Here is a 16,647-nt window from a genome sequence, read left to right as displayed (position 1 = left end):
AAGAAAAATGGCCGGGCATAGACCCGGCCATTCTGTTTCTGGCTCAATCAATCTCAGTTCGTACCGACGAGGTTGACCTCGAAGAACAGAGTTTCACCCGAGGAATCATCCACGCCATCATTGTCCGTGACAGCGTAAGCCTTGCCGGAGGCGTCGAAGGCGAAACCTTCCAGCTTGTCAAGGACGTAGCCGTTGGTGGCAGTCTTCAGCTCCGGAAGGAAGTCGTGGGCTTCCGTCTTCTTGACGAGCGGCAACTCGCCTCCAAGCTTGCCGGGCTTCAGATCCGATACCGCGACCTTGTAGAGCTTCTTCAGCTTGGCTGCGTCACCGACGAGGTTGTCGCGCTCGATGATATAGACGCCGTCGCCCTGAGCGGAAATCTCAGACAGACCAACCCAACCGGCTTCGGACTTGTCCAGCGGATAGCGGACGGCGCCCCACTCCGTGCTCTTCGGGTTGTACGAGACGAGCTTTACGAAACCCTTCTCGTCATCCTTCCATTCGCGCTGAACAGCCATCCACAGGGTGGCATCGTCGCCGGAACCGATGATCGTCACGCCTTCGAAGCCGTAGCGGATTTCGTTGGCGGTCAGTTCGCTCGGCAGAGCGATTTCTTCCTTGATCTCGCCCTTCGGGTTTACGTGGTACAGCGCGTGCGGCAAAAGCTTCTCGCTGTTGCCTTCCGAGGCCAGCCAGAACCAGCCCTTCTCGTCGACGGCGATACCCTCGATATCGAGCTTTTGGGCCGGCTGGCCATCGCGCTTGACGGTCAGCGATTCGGTGATGACGGCCGGTTTCTTGGTGGCGTCGATAGTGTAGATCGTCGGCTGCATGCCGAGAACGCTGTCGCTGACGGCAAACAGCTGGCCCGGCTTTTCCGGAACGGCGGCAAGACCCGAAAGTGCTGCAAAGCCGAGCGGATTGCCCTCCTTCTCCGCCGCAACGATCTGCGGATAGGCCATTTCGCCTTCCGCAAGTTGATAGATCATTACGTGGGATCGCGGTCCGCCATCCTTGCCGAGATCGACTTCGTTGGCGGTGGCAAACAGATTGCGCGACGGGACGGCCACGCCACCCTCGGGCGAGACGCCGGACGGAAGGATCTGGACGAGTTGCGGTTCCGCGCCGGTATCCTTGTAGACGCCGACGACCGAAGCGCGCTCCGAAAGCAGGAAGATGTATTTCTGGCCGCCGAAGGTCGCGACCTCCAAGCCTTCCGGCTCAACACCCTTGGCGGAAGAGCGCTTGTCCGGATAGTGGCCGATATTGGCGACAGCGCGTTCGAACGAGGCACCGGATTCGTAAAGTACCTTTCCGGTCTTGTCGAAAATCGTGAAGCCGCGCGAGCCGCCTTGATAGTCGCCTTCGTTCGCAACGACCAGACGGTCGTTGTCCAGCCACTTCACGGCGTCGGGCTCGCGCAACACGCCCTTGAGTTCGCCGGTGAACCTCAGCGCGCCGTCGCGCTTGGTATCGATACCCGCGAGATCGACGCTGCCCGCAGGGAAGTGCGCCTTTACCGTTGCGGTCGCCGCGTCGATAATGACGATCTCGTTGTTTTCCTGCAGGGTCAGGGCGATCTCGTTCTGGTCGTTGAAGGAGACGAATTCCGGCTCCGGATCTTCGGGTGCGATGCCCGCCAGTCCAGTCAGCATCACGTGCTTGATCGAACCGCAATCGACCGCGCCGTTCTTGACCTGGAACACGACAAGGTCGCCTGCCGGCATCTGCGGAATCTTGCCGTCGTTCACCTCTTCGTCACGCTCGTTTTCGATCGCGATCGCGCCGAGCGTCTTGTCCTTGTTGAGTGCGATCGAATCCGGCTGCCCCCCAAGGTCGCATGCGTTCTCGATCTTCTTGGTGGCAACGTCGACGATCGCGAGACGCCCAGAAGGCTTTGCCTTGCTCTTCGACGTATTGACGGCAACGAGCGCCTTTCCGGCGGTTGATGTCACGGATGTCGGCTCGCCGTCCATCATCAGCGCGCCCCCGGCCTTCGGAGCCTTGGCGTCTGAGATATCGACAAAACCAATCGCTCCGAGTGGGCTGTCGCTATAGATCAGCGTCATGCCGTCGTCGGTAGCCGTGATGATTTCCGCCGAAGTGGCCGAGAGCTTGTCTTTCTCCTGTGGCAGGTTGGATGCCACCGGAAAGGTTGCGATACGATTGAAGACGGGCTCTGCGGCGGCCGGAAACGCGGCCGTCGCCAGGAGCGCCGCAACGAGCACTGTCTTGCGCGATACAGTTGTCATGAAATCCCCCATGAGTTCACACAAGGTTTTTCTGGGGGATGGGCATGACACCGGGATGACACCGATGTCATATTTTGAACGCGCTAGCGGGTCTCCCGCTCCTTCTTCATTTCGTTCCGCATGATGAAGAGCGATGCCCCAAGGATCAGCACCGCGCCCAACCACAGATAGCCGGTCGGCGCATAGCCGAAGACCAGCCAGCCGGCGAACGCGTTGAGCGGCAGCTTGAGATCGTCGAATGGCTGAATGTAAGCGGCATCGGCTGCCGAATAGGCTAACGTCAGGAAAATACTGCGCCATCACGGTCAGGAGGCCCGCCGCACGGTTGCGGTCGCGGCCCATCGCGCAGGGCCGATATACTCACCAAGGTAGATGCGTGCGCCCATGATGATGAAGAACGGAGACGTCATTACCAGCGCAATCGCCTGCCAGATGGGTACTTGCGCAAGCCCCGCGACCCAGGTCGTTACCCCCAAAGGCAGCCAAGGCGACTCGTACAACATGACGCCAGTGATAACGCGTTCTCATTGCCCCAAGACCGGCGCGCCAGAGAAAGGGCAGCGAGAACACCAGGGCAAAGGCATATTGCCAGAAGGCTGCCGAGGCCGAGAGGAAAGCGAGCTTCATCGTCAGCCATTGCGTGACGATATTGAGGATAGAGAAGGCGATGCCCGCGGCAATCATCCAGGCAGCACCGACCATTGCTCGCGAAGCGGAAAACGTAGGGGAAGTCTGATTCATGTCTTTCTTTCCGAAACCAACACAAATCAGGACGCATGAGCGCGATATGCAGCGAGGGCAGAATCCACCCTCGCCCGCTCCGCTCATTCTCTTTCATCCGGACTGTAACCGTCGGCTCCGGAATTGCACCGGATCTGCTGACCCTCTCGGCACACGACCAAAAGGCGCTCGCGGGCTGGGGCCAAGGCCTTTACCGCCGGTAGGTACTTTCACCCCGCCCTGAGAACGGTCATTTCGTATGACATGCCGCGCGTGCCGACAAGGCCGCGAAAAGCAAAAAGGGTTCGGCCGTGGCCGAACCCTTCGAAACTTGTGCCGCCGGTCTCGTTGCCCGGCCGCCAAGTAAATTCATATCAGCCGTTGACGGCGTCCTTCAGGCCCTTGCCGGGCGTGAACTTCGGCACGTTGCGAGCCGGAATATCGACTTCTGCGCCGGTGGACGGGTTGCGGCCCTTCGTGGCTGCGCGATGGGAGACGGTGAAGCTACCAAAACCAGCGAGGCGAACGTCGCCCTTGCCCTTCAGTTCAGCCTGGACGACTTCGAAAACAGCATCAACCGCGGAAGCAGCGTCGGTCTTCGAGAGTCCTGCCTTTTCGGCAACTGCGGACACGAGTTCATTCTTGTTCATGTTTCCACCCCTTTCTAAATGGTTCGAAACGACTCAAATCTATAAGCCAGGCGCAGAATAGAGTTCATCAGGCCCGCCGCACCCCAAAGAGCCTGCAAATCAAGGAAATGCAAGCACCCGTGTGCCAATTTCACAAAAAAAGGCTGGCGAAAACGCCAGCCTTTTCAGGGTTTTTAAGCAATTGGGCACGAATGTGGCAAACAAAGCTCAGTGAGCTATGGTTGCACCCGTTTCGTCGAGCCCTTCGACCGTCGCGATGACGGGCGTTTCCACCGTGCCATCCCACTCGATTGCTTCCGGTCTGCGGACCAGCGCATGCTTAATCACCTCGCCCATGCGGGACACCGGGATGATCTCCATGTTGTTCTTCACGTTATCCGGAATCTCCGCCAGATCCTTGGCGTTTTCTTCCGGAATCAGCACCTTCTTGATGCCACCGCGAAGCGCTGCGAGCAGCTTTTCCTTGAGGCCGCCGATCGGCAGAACACGACCGCGAAGGGTGATTTCACCCGTCATCGCCACGTTCTTGTCGACCGGGATGCCGGTCATGATTGAGACGATCGCGGTTGCCATGGCAACACCGGCCGACGGACCATCCTTCGGCGTCGCACCTTCCGGTACGTGCACGTGGATGTCGCTCTTGTCGAAGCGCGGAGGCTCGATGCCGAAATCGACGGCGCGCGAGCGGACATAGGATGCCGCTGCGGAAATCGATTCCTTCATGACTTCCTTCAGGTTGCCGGTCACGGTCATGCGACCCTTGCCCGGCATCATGACGCCTTCGATCGTCAGCAGTTCGCCGCCGACTTCCGTCCAGGCCAGGCCCGTTACCACGCCGACCTGATCTTCGCGCTCTGCTTCGCCGTGGCGGAAGCGCGGAACGCCCAGGTAGTCGTCGATGTTTTCGGCCGTCACATGAACGGACTTCGTCTTGCCCTTGATGATCTCGGTGACCGCCTTGCGGGCGAGCTTCATCAATTCGCGTTCGAAGTTACGAACACCAGCTTCGCGGGTGTACTGCTGGCTGATCGCCATCAGGGCATCGTCGCTGACCGAGAATTCATTCGGCTGCAGCGCATGTTCCTTGATGGCCTTCGGCAGCAGGTGCCGCTTGGCGATTTCGCGCTTTTCGTCTTCGGTGTAACCGGCGATACGGATGACTTCCATGCGGTCCATCAAAGGTGCCGGAATGTTCAGCGTATTCGCCGTCGTGATGAACATCACGTCCGACAGGTCGTATTCGACTTCCAGGTAGTGATCCATGAAGGTCGAGTTCTGAGCCGGATCCAGCACCTCGAGCAGAGCCGACGACGGATCGCCACGGAAATCCTGGCCCATCTTGTCGATTTCATCGAGCAGGAAGAGCGGGTTGGACTTCTTCGCCTTCTTCATCGACTGGATGACCTTGCCGGGCATCGAACCGATGTAGGTGCGGCGGTGACCGCGAATTTCAGCTTCGTCACGAACGCCACCGAGAGCCATGCGGACATACTCACGGCCGGTCGCCTTGGCGATCGACTGCGCGAGCGAGGTCTTGCCCACGCCCGGAGGACCAACGAGGCACAGGATCGGACCCTTGATCTTGGTCGCGCGGGCCTGGACAGCCAGATACTCGACGATACGCTCCTTGACCTTATCGAGACCGAAGTGATCGGCTTCGAGGATCTTCTCGGCGTTGTTGAGATCCGACTTGATCTTCGACTTCTTGCCCCACGGAATTCCGAGCAGCCAGTCGAGATAGTTGCGGACAACAGTCGCCTCAGCCGACATCGGGCTCATCTGCCGCAGCTTCTTCAGCTCGGCGTCAGCCTTTTCCTTGGCTTCCTTCGAAAGCTTGGTCTTGGCGATGCGCTCTTCCAGTTCGGCCATCTCGTCGCGGCCTTCCTCGCCGTCGCCAAGCTCCTTCTGGATCGCCTTCATCTGTTCGTTCAGGTAGTACTCGCGCTGGGTCTTCTCCATCTGGCGCTTGACGCGCGAGCGGATGCGCTTTTCGACCTGAAGGACCGAGATCTCGCCTTCCATGAAGCCGAGCGCCTTTTCGAGGCGTGCCTTGACACTGGTGGTTTCCAGCATCTCCTGCTTCTCGGTGATCTTGATCGACAGGTGCGAGGCAACCGTATCGGCGAGCTTCGAATAGTCGTCGATCTGGCTGGCAGCGCCAACGACCTCGGGCGAGATCTTCTTGTTGAGCTTTACGTAGCTCTCGAACTCGGAAACGACCGAGCGGCTGAGCGCTTCAAGCTCGACCGGATCGTCATGCGGTTCTTCGAGAACGTGACCAAGGGCTTCGTAAAAGTCCTCACGATCCGTGTAAGCGTCGATCTCGGCGCGGGCGCGACCTTCGACCAGAACCTTGACGGTGCCATCAGGCAGCTTCAGCAGCTGCAATACGTTGGCGACAGTACCGACATTGTGAATGGCAGACGGTTCCGGATCGTCATCGCTCGCATTGATCTGCGTGACGAGCATGATCTGCTTGTCCGATCCCATGACCTCCTCGAGCGCACGGATCGATTTCTCTCGGCCGACAAACAAGGGCACGATCATATGCGGGAAGACGACGATGTCGCGCAGGGGCAAAACCGGATATGCTGTGCTCGCAACTGACGTTTTCTTCGTCATTTTATTTCCTTTCCATCGTCCCGTTTCCGGGCTCTTCTGGCGCGGCCACTAGAACCGGGCCGCACTCCACTTGAGACAACAAGTGGAGGTTCTGATTATGCTTTTCAAGCTGCGCCATGGCCGGTGTCCCCCTGGACATGACAGCTATGCTACAACGGAATACCTTCATTCTGGAGCGCCGTGCCAAGTCAGCGGCTACCACTTCCGAAGCGGCTAAAACACAAGACCGAAACACACCAACGGAATCATTCCATAATTGCCAAGGGCGGGGGAATCCGCAACGGCAACAGAAGTGGTTTCAGACCTCTTTAGCAAGATTTATCAGGGTCGTGCACTGATTTTGAAATAGAAAGGGGCCCGCCAACGGCAAGCCCCTCAAATTCACAGTTCGTATCGTAAAGATATCTCTAAGGTCACGCGGAAGCGTTGGCCTTCTCATCTTGACGATCGGCGTAGATGTAAAGCGGACGGGCGGAGCCGCGTGCCACTTCCTCGGAGATGACGACTTCGCGTACGCCTTCCAGCGCCGGCAGTTCGAACATCGTGTCGAGGAGGATCTTTTCCATAATCGAACGAAGGCCGCGGGCACCGGTCTTGCGAATGATCGCCTTGCGGGCGATCTCGCGGAGAGCGTCCTCGTGGAAGGTGAGTTCCACGTCTTCCATCTCGAACAGGCGCTGGTACTGCTTGATCAGTGCGTTCTTCGGCTCCGACAGGATCTGGATCAGTGCATCCTCATCGAGATCCTCGAGCGTCGCCAGGACAGGCAGACGGCCGATGAATTCCGGGATGAGGCCGAACTTGACCAGATCTTCCGGCTCCAGTTCGCGCAGGACTTCGCCGACACGACGGTCGTCCGGGGCCTTAACCGTTGCACCGAAGCCGATCGAGGTCTTCTCGCCGCGAGCCGAGATGATCTTGTCGAGACCGGCGAATGCGCCACCGCAGATGAACAGGATGTTCGTGGTGTCGACCTGCAGGAATTCCTGCTGCGGATGCTTGCGGCCGCCCTGCGGGGGCACCGAGGCAACCGTGCCTTCCATGATCTTCAGAAGCGCCTGCTGCACGCCCTCGCCCGATACGTCGCGGGTGATCGACGGGTTGTCGGACTTGCGGGAGATCTTGTCGACTTCGTCGATGTAGACGATGCCGCGCTGGGCGCGCTCGACATTGTAGTCGGCAGCCTGCAGCAGCTTCAGGATGATGTTTTCGACGTCTTCACCGACATAACCGGCTTCCGTCAGCGTCGTCGCATCGGCCATCGTGAACGGAACGTCGATGATGCGGGCGAGCGTCTGGGCAAGATAGGTCTTGCCGCAACCGGTCGGTCCGACCAGCATGATGTTCGACTTCGCCAACTCGACTTCGCCGTTCTTGGAGGCGTGTGCGAGGCGCTTGTAGTGGTTGTGAACGGCAACCGACAGGATCTTCTTCGCCTGGCGCTGGCCGATGACATATTCATCGAGGACCTTGATGATGTCCTGAGGCGTGGGAACGCCGTCACGGGACTTGACCATCGAGGATTTGTTTTCCTCGCGGATGATGTCCATGCACAATTCGACGCATTCATCGCAGATGAAAACGGTCGGTCCGGCTATAAGCTTCCGGACTTCGTGCTGGCTCTTTCCGCAGAACGAACAATAGAGGGTGTTTTTGGAGTCGCCGCCGTTGCTGCCGCTGACCTTGCTCATATCACTTTCCTTCCAGCACGCCGCATTTCAAGGTGAAATAACGGTCCACTCATTGGCCTGCTCCACGCTTGGAGCCCCAGCCGGCCAAGGCCGTTTAAGGGGTACGAACCGGTCCAAACTAAGCTGTCCTGGCGCCGGCGGCAACGAACTCCCCTTCGACTGCCGATGCTATGTCATAAAAATTCAACATAGCATTAATACTTGAGATTGCCGCACCCGCCACCGGGTTTCTTCCCTTGTTCGATCACAAATGAGATAGAACTGTGGCGGATACAACACCATTCCTACTTCTCACTAGGCGGCATCACCTTCCATCTCGACGCGAGATGTCAGGACCTTGTCGATGACACCCCAGGTCTGAGCCTCGTCCGCATCCATGAAGTGGTCGCGGTCAAGGGTCTTTTCAACTTCCTCGTAGGTGCGGCCTGTATGCTTGACGTAAACTTCGTTCAGGCGGCGCTTCATCTTGAGAATATCGCGGGCGTGACGCTCGATGTCAGATGCCTGACCCTGGAAGCCGCCTGATGGCTGATGCACCATGATGCGGGAATTCGGGGTGGCAAAGCGCATGTCCTTGTGGCCGGCAGCAAGCAGCAGCGAGCCCATGGACGCAGCCTGGCCGATGCAGAGCGTCGAGACGGCTGGCTTGATGAACTGCATCGTGTCGTAGATCGCCATGCCGGCAGTCACAACGCCGCCTGGAGAATTGATGTAGAGCGCAATTTCCTTCTTCGGGTTTTCGGCCTCGAGGAAGAGGAGCTGGGCGCAGACGAGCGTCGCCATGTGATCCTCGACAGGCCCGGTCAGGAAGATGATGCGTTCCTTGAGCAGGCGCGAATAGATGTCGTAGGAGCGTTCACCGCGATTGGTCTGTTCCACGACCATCGGCACGAGGGCCATAGCGGTATCGACTGGGTTTCTCATGTGCGTCCTTTGTCAACGTCTGCCGGCTATGGCCGGGAATCAAAGAAAATGCCTATCCCTACATAGAGCTTCCCTGCCCTCCTCTTCAAGACGCGCCGATGGATAACGTGAAGAGGGACTGGAGCAAGGCGAACAACTTTTCGCCCGATGTACGCTGATTCCGACGAAATAGATTCGAGGAACGGGCTACGATCGCGCTGTCGCACAGCTTTTGTCGGCATCAGGATAAACGAATTCTGAATCCGCCCGCAACTGCCCTTCATTCACAGAAAGGAAAGCCTAAAGACAACTCCGCACAAAAATGCAGTGGCGCGCAAGCACAATTAATGAAGTTGCCAGTTTTTTCCGAAAGGATACGCGCAATACAAGGGGTACTGCCGTGTTCAATGTTACGACTGGATTAGCCATTTGGTGCTCCGAAGCCATGACGCTCGCGCTGGTAGCGTTCATGGCCTGGCGCCACAATGTCCGAAACAAGGCCTATTTCTATTGGGGAACGGGCTTTCTCCTTAGCGGCGTGGGTTTCGCAATGGCGGCCCTGCGCGGGCAGATACCCGCCATCCTTTCCATCGAGATCGCCAACACGATCGCACTATCTGGGCAGAGCGCGTGGGTTGCCGGGTACCTCGCGCTTGATCGTCGCAAGCTCGAATGGTGGGCATTGCTGCCACCGCTCGTCTGGCTGGGCGGCGTCTTCCTGCCGTGGGTCAACGACGACTACACCAATCGCGTCATTCTCTACAATCTAGCCTCAGCCACCGGCGCGACGGCACTCGCGATGGCAGTCTGCATGGCAGGCAAGCGCAACGAGGGCTCGAGAGGCAAACTCGGCGCCATCTTCGTGGTCCAGGGCGTCCTGTGCTTCGGTACTGCGCTGGCAATGGCAATCCTCGGCCCCACTGATGCGGAAGCTGTCAACTTCGCGGGCAGCGCCGCGATGGCAACGGGCTTCCTGCTCATCCTGGCGTGCGCTCTCACCTGCCTCGTCATCATGGAGCACTCGGAGAAGCATCTTCGCATGCTCAGCCTCACCGATTCTCTGACTGGCGTCTTGAACCGACGCGGCCTCTTCGGACGCTTCGATGCCATCCGGGAACGTGCATTCAACAGTAACCGTCAGGTCGCCGTGTTGCTTTTCGACCTCGACCACTTCAAGCGCGTCAACGACCGGTTCGGCCATCAGGCCGGCGACGTCGTGCTGACAGTGTTTGCCCGATTGGCCAATCAATTCGTGCCGGATGGAGCTTTCGGCCGCATGGGGGGCGAGGAGTTTGCAGCCTTCACGACCGTCGCCGACCAGACAGAAGCTGAAGCGCTGGCAGAGACGATCCGGGCGGAGTTTTGCCGTGTGCCCGTGAGCACCGGCGACGCGATCGTCCCGGCAACATTCAGCACCGGCGTTGCCCTTGCCTCAGCCATCGAGGCAAACATGGACAAGCTCGTATCGGCAGCCGATCGGGCGCTCTATGCCGCAAAGGCAGCCGGCCGCAACTGCACCGTCATCTTCGGTGAAGCCGAAGCCGCGGCACCACTGCCTCCGCAGCCGGATCAAACAAGTGGCGAACTGGTTCCAACACTCGACGACCAAATCCACGCGCTCCGCCGCGTTGGATCGCTGTCGAGAGGCTGACCCTATCTTTTCGAGGCTTGGCAAATCCGCTAAGCCTCGAAGCATGATGATCCCACCATTTCTTTCCATCGATCCCGCCACACGCCACGTCTCGCTGGACGCAAGCAATCCTGCCTTTTACAGCGATCCGAACAGCGTCTACGCGGCTCTGCACGCGCATTGCCCCACATTCTATTGGGAGCAGCAGAAGCAGTGGTTCTTCACAGGCTATGACCATGTGAACGGCCTGCTGCGCGATCGCCGCTTCGGCCGCCAGATCCAGCACATCGCAAGCCGTGAAGAACTCGGCCTTCCCGAACCGGAACAGCACGTGGCGAATTTCGATCTCGCGGAACGATACTCGCTGCTTGAACTGGAGCCGCCTGAGCACACGCGTCTGCGAACGCTCGTCAACCGCGCCTTCGTGTCTCGTCACGTTGAGAAGATGAAGTCGGAAATCGCCGAGCTTGCCAACAAGCTCATCGACGGCTTCGGGAAAAACAACGAAGTCGAGCTGCTTTCGGCGTTTGCCGACATCATTCCGGTGACGATGATTGCCCGCATGATCGGCATTCCGGAGGAAATGGGACCGCAACTCCTGGAGTGGTCGCATGCCTACATCCGCATGTATCTCTTCGGCCGAACCCGCGAGGACGAGGATGGCGCCGAACGGGCCGCGAAGGCGTTCTCGGACTATGTAAAGACGGTCATTGCCGAGCGTCGCGCCAACCCGCGGGACGACCTTCTGACGCACATGATCCACACCGAACACAAGGGCCAGTATCTCACAGAGGACGAGCTCGTTTCGACGACGATCGTATTGCTCAATGCCGGTCACGAGGCGACGGTGCACCAGATCGGCAACTCGGTGCGCATCATTCTGGACAGCGGACGCGATCCGGCCGACCTTTTTAAGGACGAAGCCACCACCGAGCGAACCGTCGAAGAGTCCCTGCGTATTTGCGCACCGGTCCACATCTTCCAGCGCTGGGCGCTGGAGCCCGTCGAGATCGACGGCATTTCGTTCAAGCGCGGCGACAAGGTGAGCCTCATTCTGGCGGCAGCCAATCTCGACCCGACAAGATTCAGTGATCCGCTGACGTTCAAGCCTGACCGCAATGAGGCCGCCAACGTGTCCTTTGGCGCGGGTATCCACTTCTGCATCGGGGCGCCGTTGGCTCGGCTCGAACTGAACGTCGTCCTGCCAATTCTCTTCGAGAGACTACCTGGGCTCAGGCTTGCCCGTACACCTGTTGTGAAGGACGTCTATCACTTCCACGGATTGGATCGGCTGGATCTCGCCTGGTAGGCACCAATGGAAAGGGTCCGCGTTCCGGAGAACACGGACCTCTCTGTCATGCTTCCAACACCTTACGGTTTGGCGTTATTCCGCGGCCTGCAGAGCCGGCACACCGTCGACCGGTTCCGGAGGCAACCTGCCGGCCATGGCCGCAGCAAACCTCGTCTGATCAAGTTCATTTTCCCAGCGGGCGACGACGACCGTCGCGACCGCGTTGCCGACAAAGTTGGTCAGCGCGCGGCATTCCGACATGAAGCGGTCGATACCGAGGATTAGCGCCATACCTGCCACTGGAACCGAGGGCACTACCGAGAGCGTTGCGRCAAGCGTAATGAAGCCGGCACCGGTGATGCCGGCAGCGCCCTTGGAGCTCAGCATCGCGACCAGCAGAAGCAGGATCTGGTCTGCCAGCGTCAGCGGGGTATCCGTCGCCTGAGCGATGAAGAGGGCTGCGAGCGTCATATAGATGTTCGTGCCGTCGAGGTTGAAGGAATAGCCGGTCGGAATGACGAGACCGACGACAGAGCGCTTGCAGCCTGCCTGTTCCATCTTGGCCATGAGGCCCGGAAGCGCGGCTTCCGAAGAAGACGTACCGAGCACCAGCAGCAGCTCCTCCTTGATGTAACGGATCAGCGCAAGGATCGAAAACCCGTTGTAGCGGGCAACCGCACCGAGAACGACCAGAACGAAGAGCAGCGATGTCAGATAAAAGGTACCGATCAGCATTGCCAGGTTTGCAATGGAGCCGATGCCGTATTTGCCGATGGTGAACGCCATGGCGCCGAAAGCGCCGATCGGAGCTGCCTTCATCAGGACCGCCACCAGCTTGAAGACCGGCACCGTCAGTGACTGCAGGAAGTCAGCGACCGGCCGACCGCGATCGCCGACCATGGCAAGCGCGATACCGAACAGGACGGAGAAGAACAGCACCTGAAGAATGTCGCCGTCGGCAAAAGCACCAACGATCGTGTTCGGGATAATGTTCATCAGGAAGCCCGTGACGGTCGAGTCATGAGCCTTTTCCGCGTAGCTTGCGACGGCCTTGGTATCCAGCGTCGCCGGATCGATATGCATGCCGGCGCCCGGCTGTATCACGTTGGCCACCAGCAGGCCGACAGCCAATGCCAGCGTCGAAAAGACGAGGAAGTACAGCATCGCCTTGCCGGCAACGCGTCCAACCTTCTGCAGGTCCGACATGCCGGCGATGCCGGTTGCAACGGTCAAGAAGATGACGGGGGCGATGATCATTTTGACGAGCTTGATGAAAGCGTCGCCGAGCGGCTTCAGAGCCGTGCCGATATCGGGATAGAAATGACCGAGCAGGATGCCAGCACAGATGGCGGCAAGAACCTGCACGTAGAGAAGCCGATAGAAGGGAACCTTGCCGCGCGGCTGCGCGACTGGAAGTGCTGCACCCATGATGTCCTCCATGTGCCCCAAAACCAACGGTGGCCTCCCGGGGCGATTGCGTTACCAATTCAACAGCCACGCGGCTGTTTGCGGAGGTTTTGCAACATGCGTGCCAAGTTGCGACGCCGCTATTAAGATATTGATTTCGCAACAGTCTATTGTTCGTCCGCGCCGTAAAGCAAAAGAGATGAGCGCATTTTCGCACAAATTGATTTGACGTGAGTGCGGAATTACGCACAGAGTGAACAATGCTTCAATCCTCTTCGAGATCGGATTTCGGTTCCTTCCACCGTGCCAGCCGGCGGGTACGGCGAACGTGGATCCTCTTTGCTTCGGTTTCGGCAGCGCTGATCCTTGCCACGCTGTTCGGCGCGACCGTCTATGGGCGTCGCGCCGCCATCGATACGATTGTGAGCCAGAGCCGGACCGATGCGAGCCTGAAGGTGGCGCTGCTCAACGCCGTTCTGGAGAGGCCACGCGCCCTGCCCCTGCTTCTTGCCGAGGACCAGCAGGTTCTCGATGGCCTCTCGTCCAAAAGCAGCGATGCAATCGACATCTTGAACCGGAAGCTGGAGCGACTTGTCACGGGAACGCAGGCCGCGGTGCTCTACGTCATTGGTCCCAACGGTATCGCTGTCTCCTCGAGCAACTGGCGGGAGCCCATCAGCTTCGTCGGCAACGACTACGCCTTCCGCGATTACTTCCGAAAGGCGATGGATGAAGGAACCGCCGAGCATTTTGCCCTAGGCAGTGTCAGCAAGCGCCCTGGCCTCTACATTTCGCGCCGCGTCGGCAGTGCGGCGGCGCCCCTTGGCGTCGTGGTCGTCAAGCTCGAGTTCGACCAGCTTGAGAGCGATTGGCGCGATACGCATCGTCCTGTTTATGTCACCGACAATCGCGGCGTTGTTCTGATCACCAGTATCCCCTCCTGGCGTTTTATGATCAACGGTCCGGTGCCTGAGGCTGAGCTTGCCGCCATCCGCAACAGCCAACAGTTCGGCGATGCGCCGTTGGCGAAATTGCCTATCATGCGGCCCCGGCCAATCGATGCCGAGGCCTCGCTTGTTTCCGCCGTTCTTCCCGGCAGTGGCGAAGGCGAATATTTGCGCCTAGCAACGCCAGTTCCCACCACCCCATGGCATCTCGAGTATCTGGTACCGACCGACGCCCCGGTCGCCGCGTCCGTTCGAGAAATGCGCCTACTGTCGCTTGCCGTCCTTCTGCCCATTCTCGCCATCGCAGCGTTTCTCCTATGGAGGCGCCAGGCGGCCGCGACCAAGATCGCGGAAGAACAAGCCATGCGCGAGGAGCTGGAGCGAAGGGTCGTCGAGCGAACCGACGATCTCAGCAGGGCGCGCGACCGTCTGCAGGCCGAAATCTCCGATCACAGGGAAACCGAAGCAAGGCTGCAGGTCGTGCAGCAGGAACTGGTGCAGGCGAACCGGCTCGCGATCCTCGGCCAGGTGGCGGCGGGCGTGGCCCACGAGATCAACCAGCCGGTCGCGACCATACGCGCCTATGCAGACAACGCCCGCGTCTTTCTGGAACGCCGGCAGACGAATCAGGTGGACGAAAACCTGGAGGCGATTGCCGGCCTCACCGAACGGATCGGAGCGATTACCGACGAGTTGAAGGCATTTGCGCGCAAGGGCCGCGTGGCGCCGGAGCCCGTGGAATTGCTGAGTGTTATTGATGGAGCGGTTGTTCTGCTGAAAAGCCGCTTTGCCGGACAACTGGAAGCACTCGATATTCGGCCGCCTCCAGCGAGGCTATGCGTACTCGGCAACCGGATCCGGCTTGAACAGATCCTGATCAACCTGTTCCAGAATGCTTTGGAGGCCCTTGACGGGCGAGCCGACGCGAAGGTCGACGTCTCGGTGACAGAGACAGGCGACGAAGTTGCAATCAAGGTCGCCGACAACGGCCCGGGGATTTCGCCTGACATCCTGAAGTCGCTCTTCACGCCGTTCAATACGTCCAAGGAAAGAGGTTTGGGTCTCGGCCTCGTCATTTCCAAGGACATCGTGGCCGACTATGGCGGCCGCATCGACGTGACGAGCGATGCGAACGGAACCTGCTTTACGGTGCACCTGCGGAAGGCCATGGCATGACCGATGTAACGCCGATTTTTCTCATCGATGACGACAAGGACCTGCTGCGGGCAACGAAGCAGACGCTTGAGCTCGCCGGCTTTTCCGTTTCGGCTTTTTCCGACGCGGGGGAAGCACTGGCGGCATTGAGCCCGGAATTCGCAGGCGTCGTAGTTTCCGATATCCGGATGCCTGGGATCGATGGCCTGCAGCTCTTCGGTCGCGTGCGACAACGGGACGAGGATCTGCCGGTCATCCTGGTTACAGGACATGGCGATATTCCGATGGCGGTGAAAGCCATGCAGGACGGAGTCTATGATTTCATCACCAAGCCGTTCGCGACAGACCGGCTCATCCAGAGCGTGCGGCGCGCCGCCGAAAAGCGTCGTCTCGTGATGGAAAACAGGTCTCTGCGCAAGGCGACCGAAGAGGCACGCGACGACCTTCCGCTGATCGGCCAGACGCCGGCGATGGAGCGGCTGCGCCACACCCTGCGACAGATTGCCGACACCGATGTCGACGTTCTCCTGATGGGAGAAACCGGCAGCGGCAAGGAGGTCGTGGCAAGCCTGCTCCACCGCTGGAGTCGACGCGCATCCGGCAATTTCGTCGCACTCAACTGCGGTGCGCTGCCGGAAAGCGTGGTTGAAAGCGAGCTGTTCGGTCATGAGCCCGGCGCCTTCACCGGCGCGCAGAAAAAGCGCATCGGTCGCATCGAGCATGCGAGCGGCGGAACGCTTTTTCTCGACGAGATCGAGAGCATGCCGCCGGCAACCCAGGTGCAGATGCTGCGTGTGCTCGAGATGCGCGAGGTTGCGCCGCTTGGCACCAACGAGGTCCGACCGGTCGACCTGCGTGTTGTCGCCGCCTCCAAGATCGATCTCAGTGATCCCCGCCAGCGTGGCGACTTTCGTGAGGATCTTTATTATCGGCTCAATGTCGTGACGATCTCGATCCCGCCACTCAAGGAGCGAAGGGATGACGTTCCGCTGCTTTTCGGCTACTTCGCCGAGCGCGCCGCGAGCCGCTTCAAGCGAGACGTGCCCACGATCCCCTCGTCGATCCATCGCCACCTGCGGGAATACGACTGGCCGGGCAACGTGCGCGAACTGTCACATTTTGCCGAACGGTTCGTGCTCGGCGTCGGGCAGGTCTCGGATCGTGCTCCGGCAGCAGAACCGGAGACGGATGGAGCCTTGTCGCTTCCGGACCGGCTCGAACGCTACGAGGCCCACATCATTCGCGAAGCTCTGAACGCCAATGACGGCGACGTCCGCCGCACGATCGCGGACCTCGGCATTCCCAGGAAGACATTCTACGACAAGCTCCAGCGCCACGGCATCGTCCGCAGCGATTTCGCCTCTTCCGACAGAAGCTAG

Annotated in this window: 10 protein-coding genes, 1 pseudogene and 1 riboswitch; of the genes and pseudogenes, 4 read left to right on the top strand and 7 right to left on the bottom strand. The window is 59.4% G+C overall.

Annotated features, from left to right (window positions below; translation table 11 throughout):
• Positions 1 to 53: 53 nt before the first annotated feature.
• From AC1DE4_RS12740 to clpP, 6 genes and pseudogenes are all read right to left on the bottom strand, one after another.
• The gene (locus tag AC1DE4_RS12740; protein WP_477881518.1) at positions 54 to 2,252 is read right to left on the bottom strand and encodes an esterase-like activity of phytase family protein; all 2,199 of its coding nucleotides are present in this window, start codon (positions 2,250 to 2,252) and stop codon (positions 54 to 56) included.
• An 83-nt stretch (positions 2,253 to 2,335) separates the two neighbouring features.
• A pseudogene (locus tag AC1DE4_RS12735) lies at positions 2,336 to 2,993 on the bottom strand (EamA family transporter).
• Positions 2,994 to 3,074: 81 nt separating this feature from the next.
• Positions 3,075 to 3,224: riboswitch (FMN riboswitch) on the bottom strand.
• A 122-nt stretch (positions 3,225 to 3,346) separates the two neighbouring features.
• Positions 3,347 to 3,622, bottom strand: a complete 276-nt coding sequence (hupB, locus tag AC1DE4_RS12730) for a DNA-binding protein HupB (protein WP_007531759.1) — start codon at positions 3,620 to 3,622, stop codon at positions 3,347 to 3,349.
• 207 nt (positions 3,623 to 3,829) lie between these two features.
• The gene (gene lon, locus AC1DE4_RS12725; protein ID WP_018857066.1) at positions 3,830 to 6,244 is read right to left on the bottom strand and encodes an endopeptidase La; all 2,415 of its coding nucleotides are present in this window, start codon (positions 6,242 to 6,244) and stop codon (positions 3,830 to 3,832) included.
• A gap of 413 nt (positions 6,245 to 6,657) precedes the next feature.
• Positions 6,658 to 7,935, bottom strand: coding sequence for an ATP-dependent Clp protease ATP-binding subunit ClpX (gene clpX, locus AC1DE4_RS12720; RefSeq protein ID WP_018857068.1), 1,278 nt, complete (start codon positions 7,933 to 7,935; stop codon positions 6,658 to 6,660).
• Positions 7,936 to 8,229: 294 nt separating this feature from the next.
• Positions 8,230 to 8,859 (bottom strand): ATP-dependent Clp endopeptidase proteolytic subunit ClpP, encoded by a 630-nt coding sequence (clpP, locus tag AC1DE4_RS12715; RefSeq protein WP_007792131.1) that lies wholly within the window; start codon positions 8,857 to 8,859, stop codon positions 8,230 to 8,232.
• A gap of 424 nt (positions 8,860 to 9,283) precedes the next feature.
• Between clpP and AC1DE4_RS12710 the strand changes: the two genes are divergently transcribed.
• Positions 9,284 to 10,489 (top strand): GGDEF domain-containing protein, encoded by a 1,206-nt coding sequence (locus tag AC1DE4_RS12710; RefSeq protein WP_477881516.1) that lies wholly within the window; start codon positions 9,284 to 9,286, stop codon positions 10,487 to 10,489.
• A gap of 43 nt (positions 10,490 to 10,532) precedes the next feature.
• Positions 10,533 to 11,777, top strand: coding sequence for a cytochrome P450 (locus tag AC1DE4_RS12705; RefSeq protein ID WP_018857071.1), 1,245 nt, complete (start codon positions 10,533 to 10,535; stop codon positions 11,775 to 11,777).
• 75 nt (positions 11,778 to 11,852) lie between these two features.
• Here AC1DE4_RS12705 and AC1DE4_RS12700 read toward each other — a convergent pair whose 3' ends face one another.
• The gene (locus tag AC1DE4_RS12700; protein ID WP_477881514.1) at positions 11,853 to 13,187 is read right to left on the bottom strand and encodes a dicarboxylate/amino acid:cation symporter; all 1,335 of its coding nucleotides are present in this window, start codon (positions 13,185 to 13,187) and stop codon (positions 11,853 to 11,855) included.
• Positions 13,188 to 13,426: 239 nt separating this feature from the next.
• Between AC1DE4_RS12700 and AC1DE4_RS12695 the strand changes: the two genes are divergently transcribed.
• Both AC1DE4_RS12695 and AC1DE4_RS12690 read left to right on the top strand, forming a co-directional pair.
• Complete coding sequence (locus AC1DE4_RS12695) at positions 13,427 to 15,289, top strand: sensor histidine kinase (protein WP_018857073.1); 1,863 nt, start codon at positions 13,427 to 13,429, stop codon at positions 15,287 to 15,289.
• A complete protein-coding gene (locus tag AC1DE4_RS12690) occupies positions 15,286 to 16,647 on the top strand; it encodes a sigma-54-dependent transcriptional regulator (protein ID WP_477881512.1) in 1,362 nt (453 codons plus the stop codon). Before AC1DE4_RS12695 ends, AC1DE4_RS12690 begins: the two co-directional genes overlap by 4 nt.

It is taken from the genome of Rhizobium sp. 10N414 (genome assembly GCF_056394785.1).
Note: the sequence above shows the minus strand (reverse complement) of the source record. Positions and strands in the feature narration are given on the sequence as shown.

Bases quoted from the DNA above. Each gene is read 5' to 3' on its own strand.
- AC1DE4_RS12695 (WP_018857073.1), top strand. From the start codon at position 13,427: ATGCTTCAATCCTCTTCGAGATCGGATTTCGGTTCCTTCCACCGTGCC.
- AC1DE4_RS12690 (WP_477881512.1), top strand. From the start codon at position 15,286: ATGACCGATGTAACGCCGATTTTTCTCATCGATGACGACAAGGACCTG.
- clpP (WP_007792131.1), bottom strand. From the start codon at position 8,859: ATGAGAAACCCAGTCGATACCGCTATGGCCCTCGTGCCGATGGTCGTG.
- lon (WP_018857066.1), bottom strand. From the start codon at position 6,244: ATGACGAAGAAAACGTCAGTTGCGAGCACAGCATATCCGGTTTTGCCC.
- AC1DE4_RS12740 (WP_477881518.1), bottom strand. From the start codon at position 2,252: ATGACAACTGTATCGCGCAAGACAGTGCTCGTTGCGGCGCTCCTGGCG.
- AC1DE4_RS12710 (WP_477881516.1), top strand. From the start codon at position 9,284: ATGACGCTCGCGCTGGTAGCGTTCATGGCCTGGCGCCACAATGTCCGA.
- AC1DE4_RS12705 (WP_018857071.1), top strand. From the start codon at position 10,533: ATGATGATCCCACCATTTCTTTCCATCGATCCCGCCACACGCCACGTC.
- clpX (WP_018857068.1), bottom strand. From the start codon at position 7,935: ATGAGCAAGGTCAGCGGCAGCAACGGCGGCGACTCCAAAAACACCCTC.
- hupB (WP_007531759.1), bottom strand. From the start codon at position 3,622: ATGAACAAGAATGAACTCGTGTCCGCAGTTGCCGAAAAGGCAGGACTC.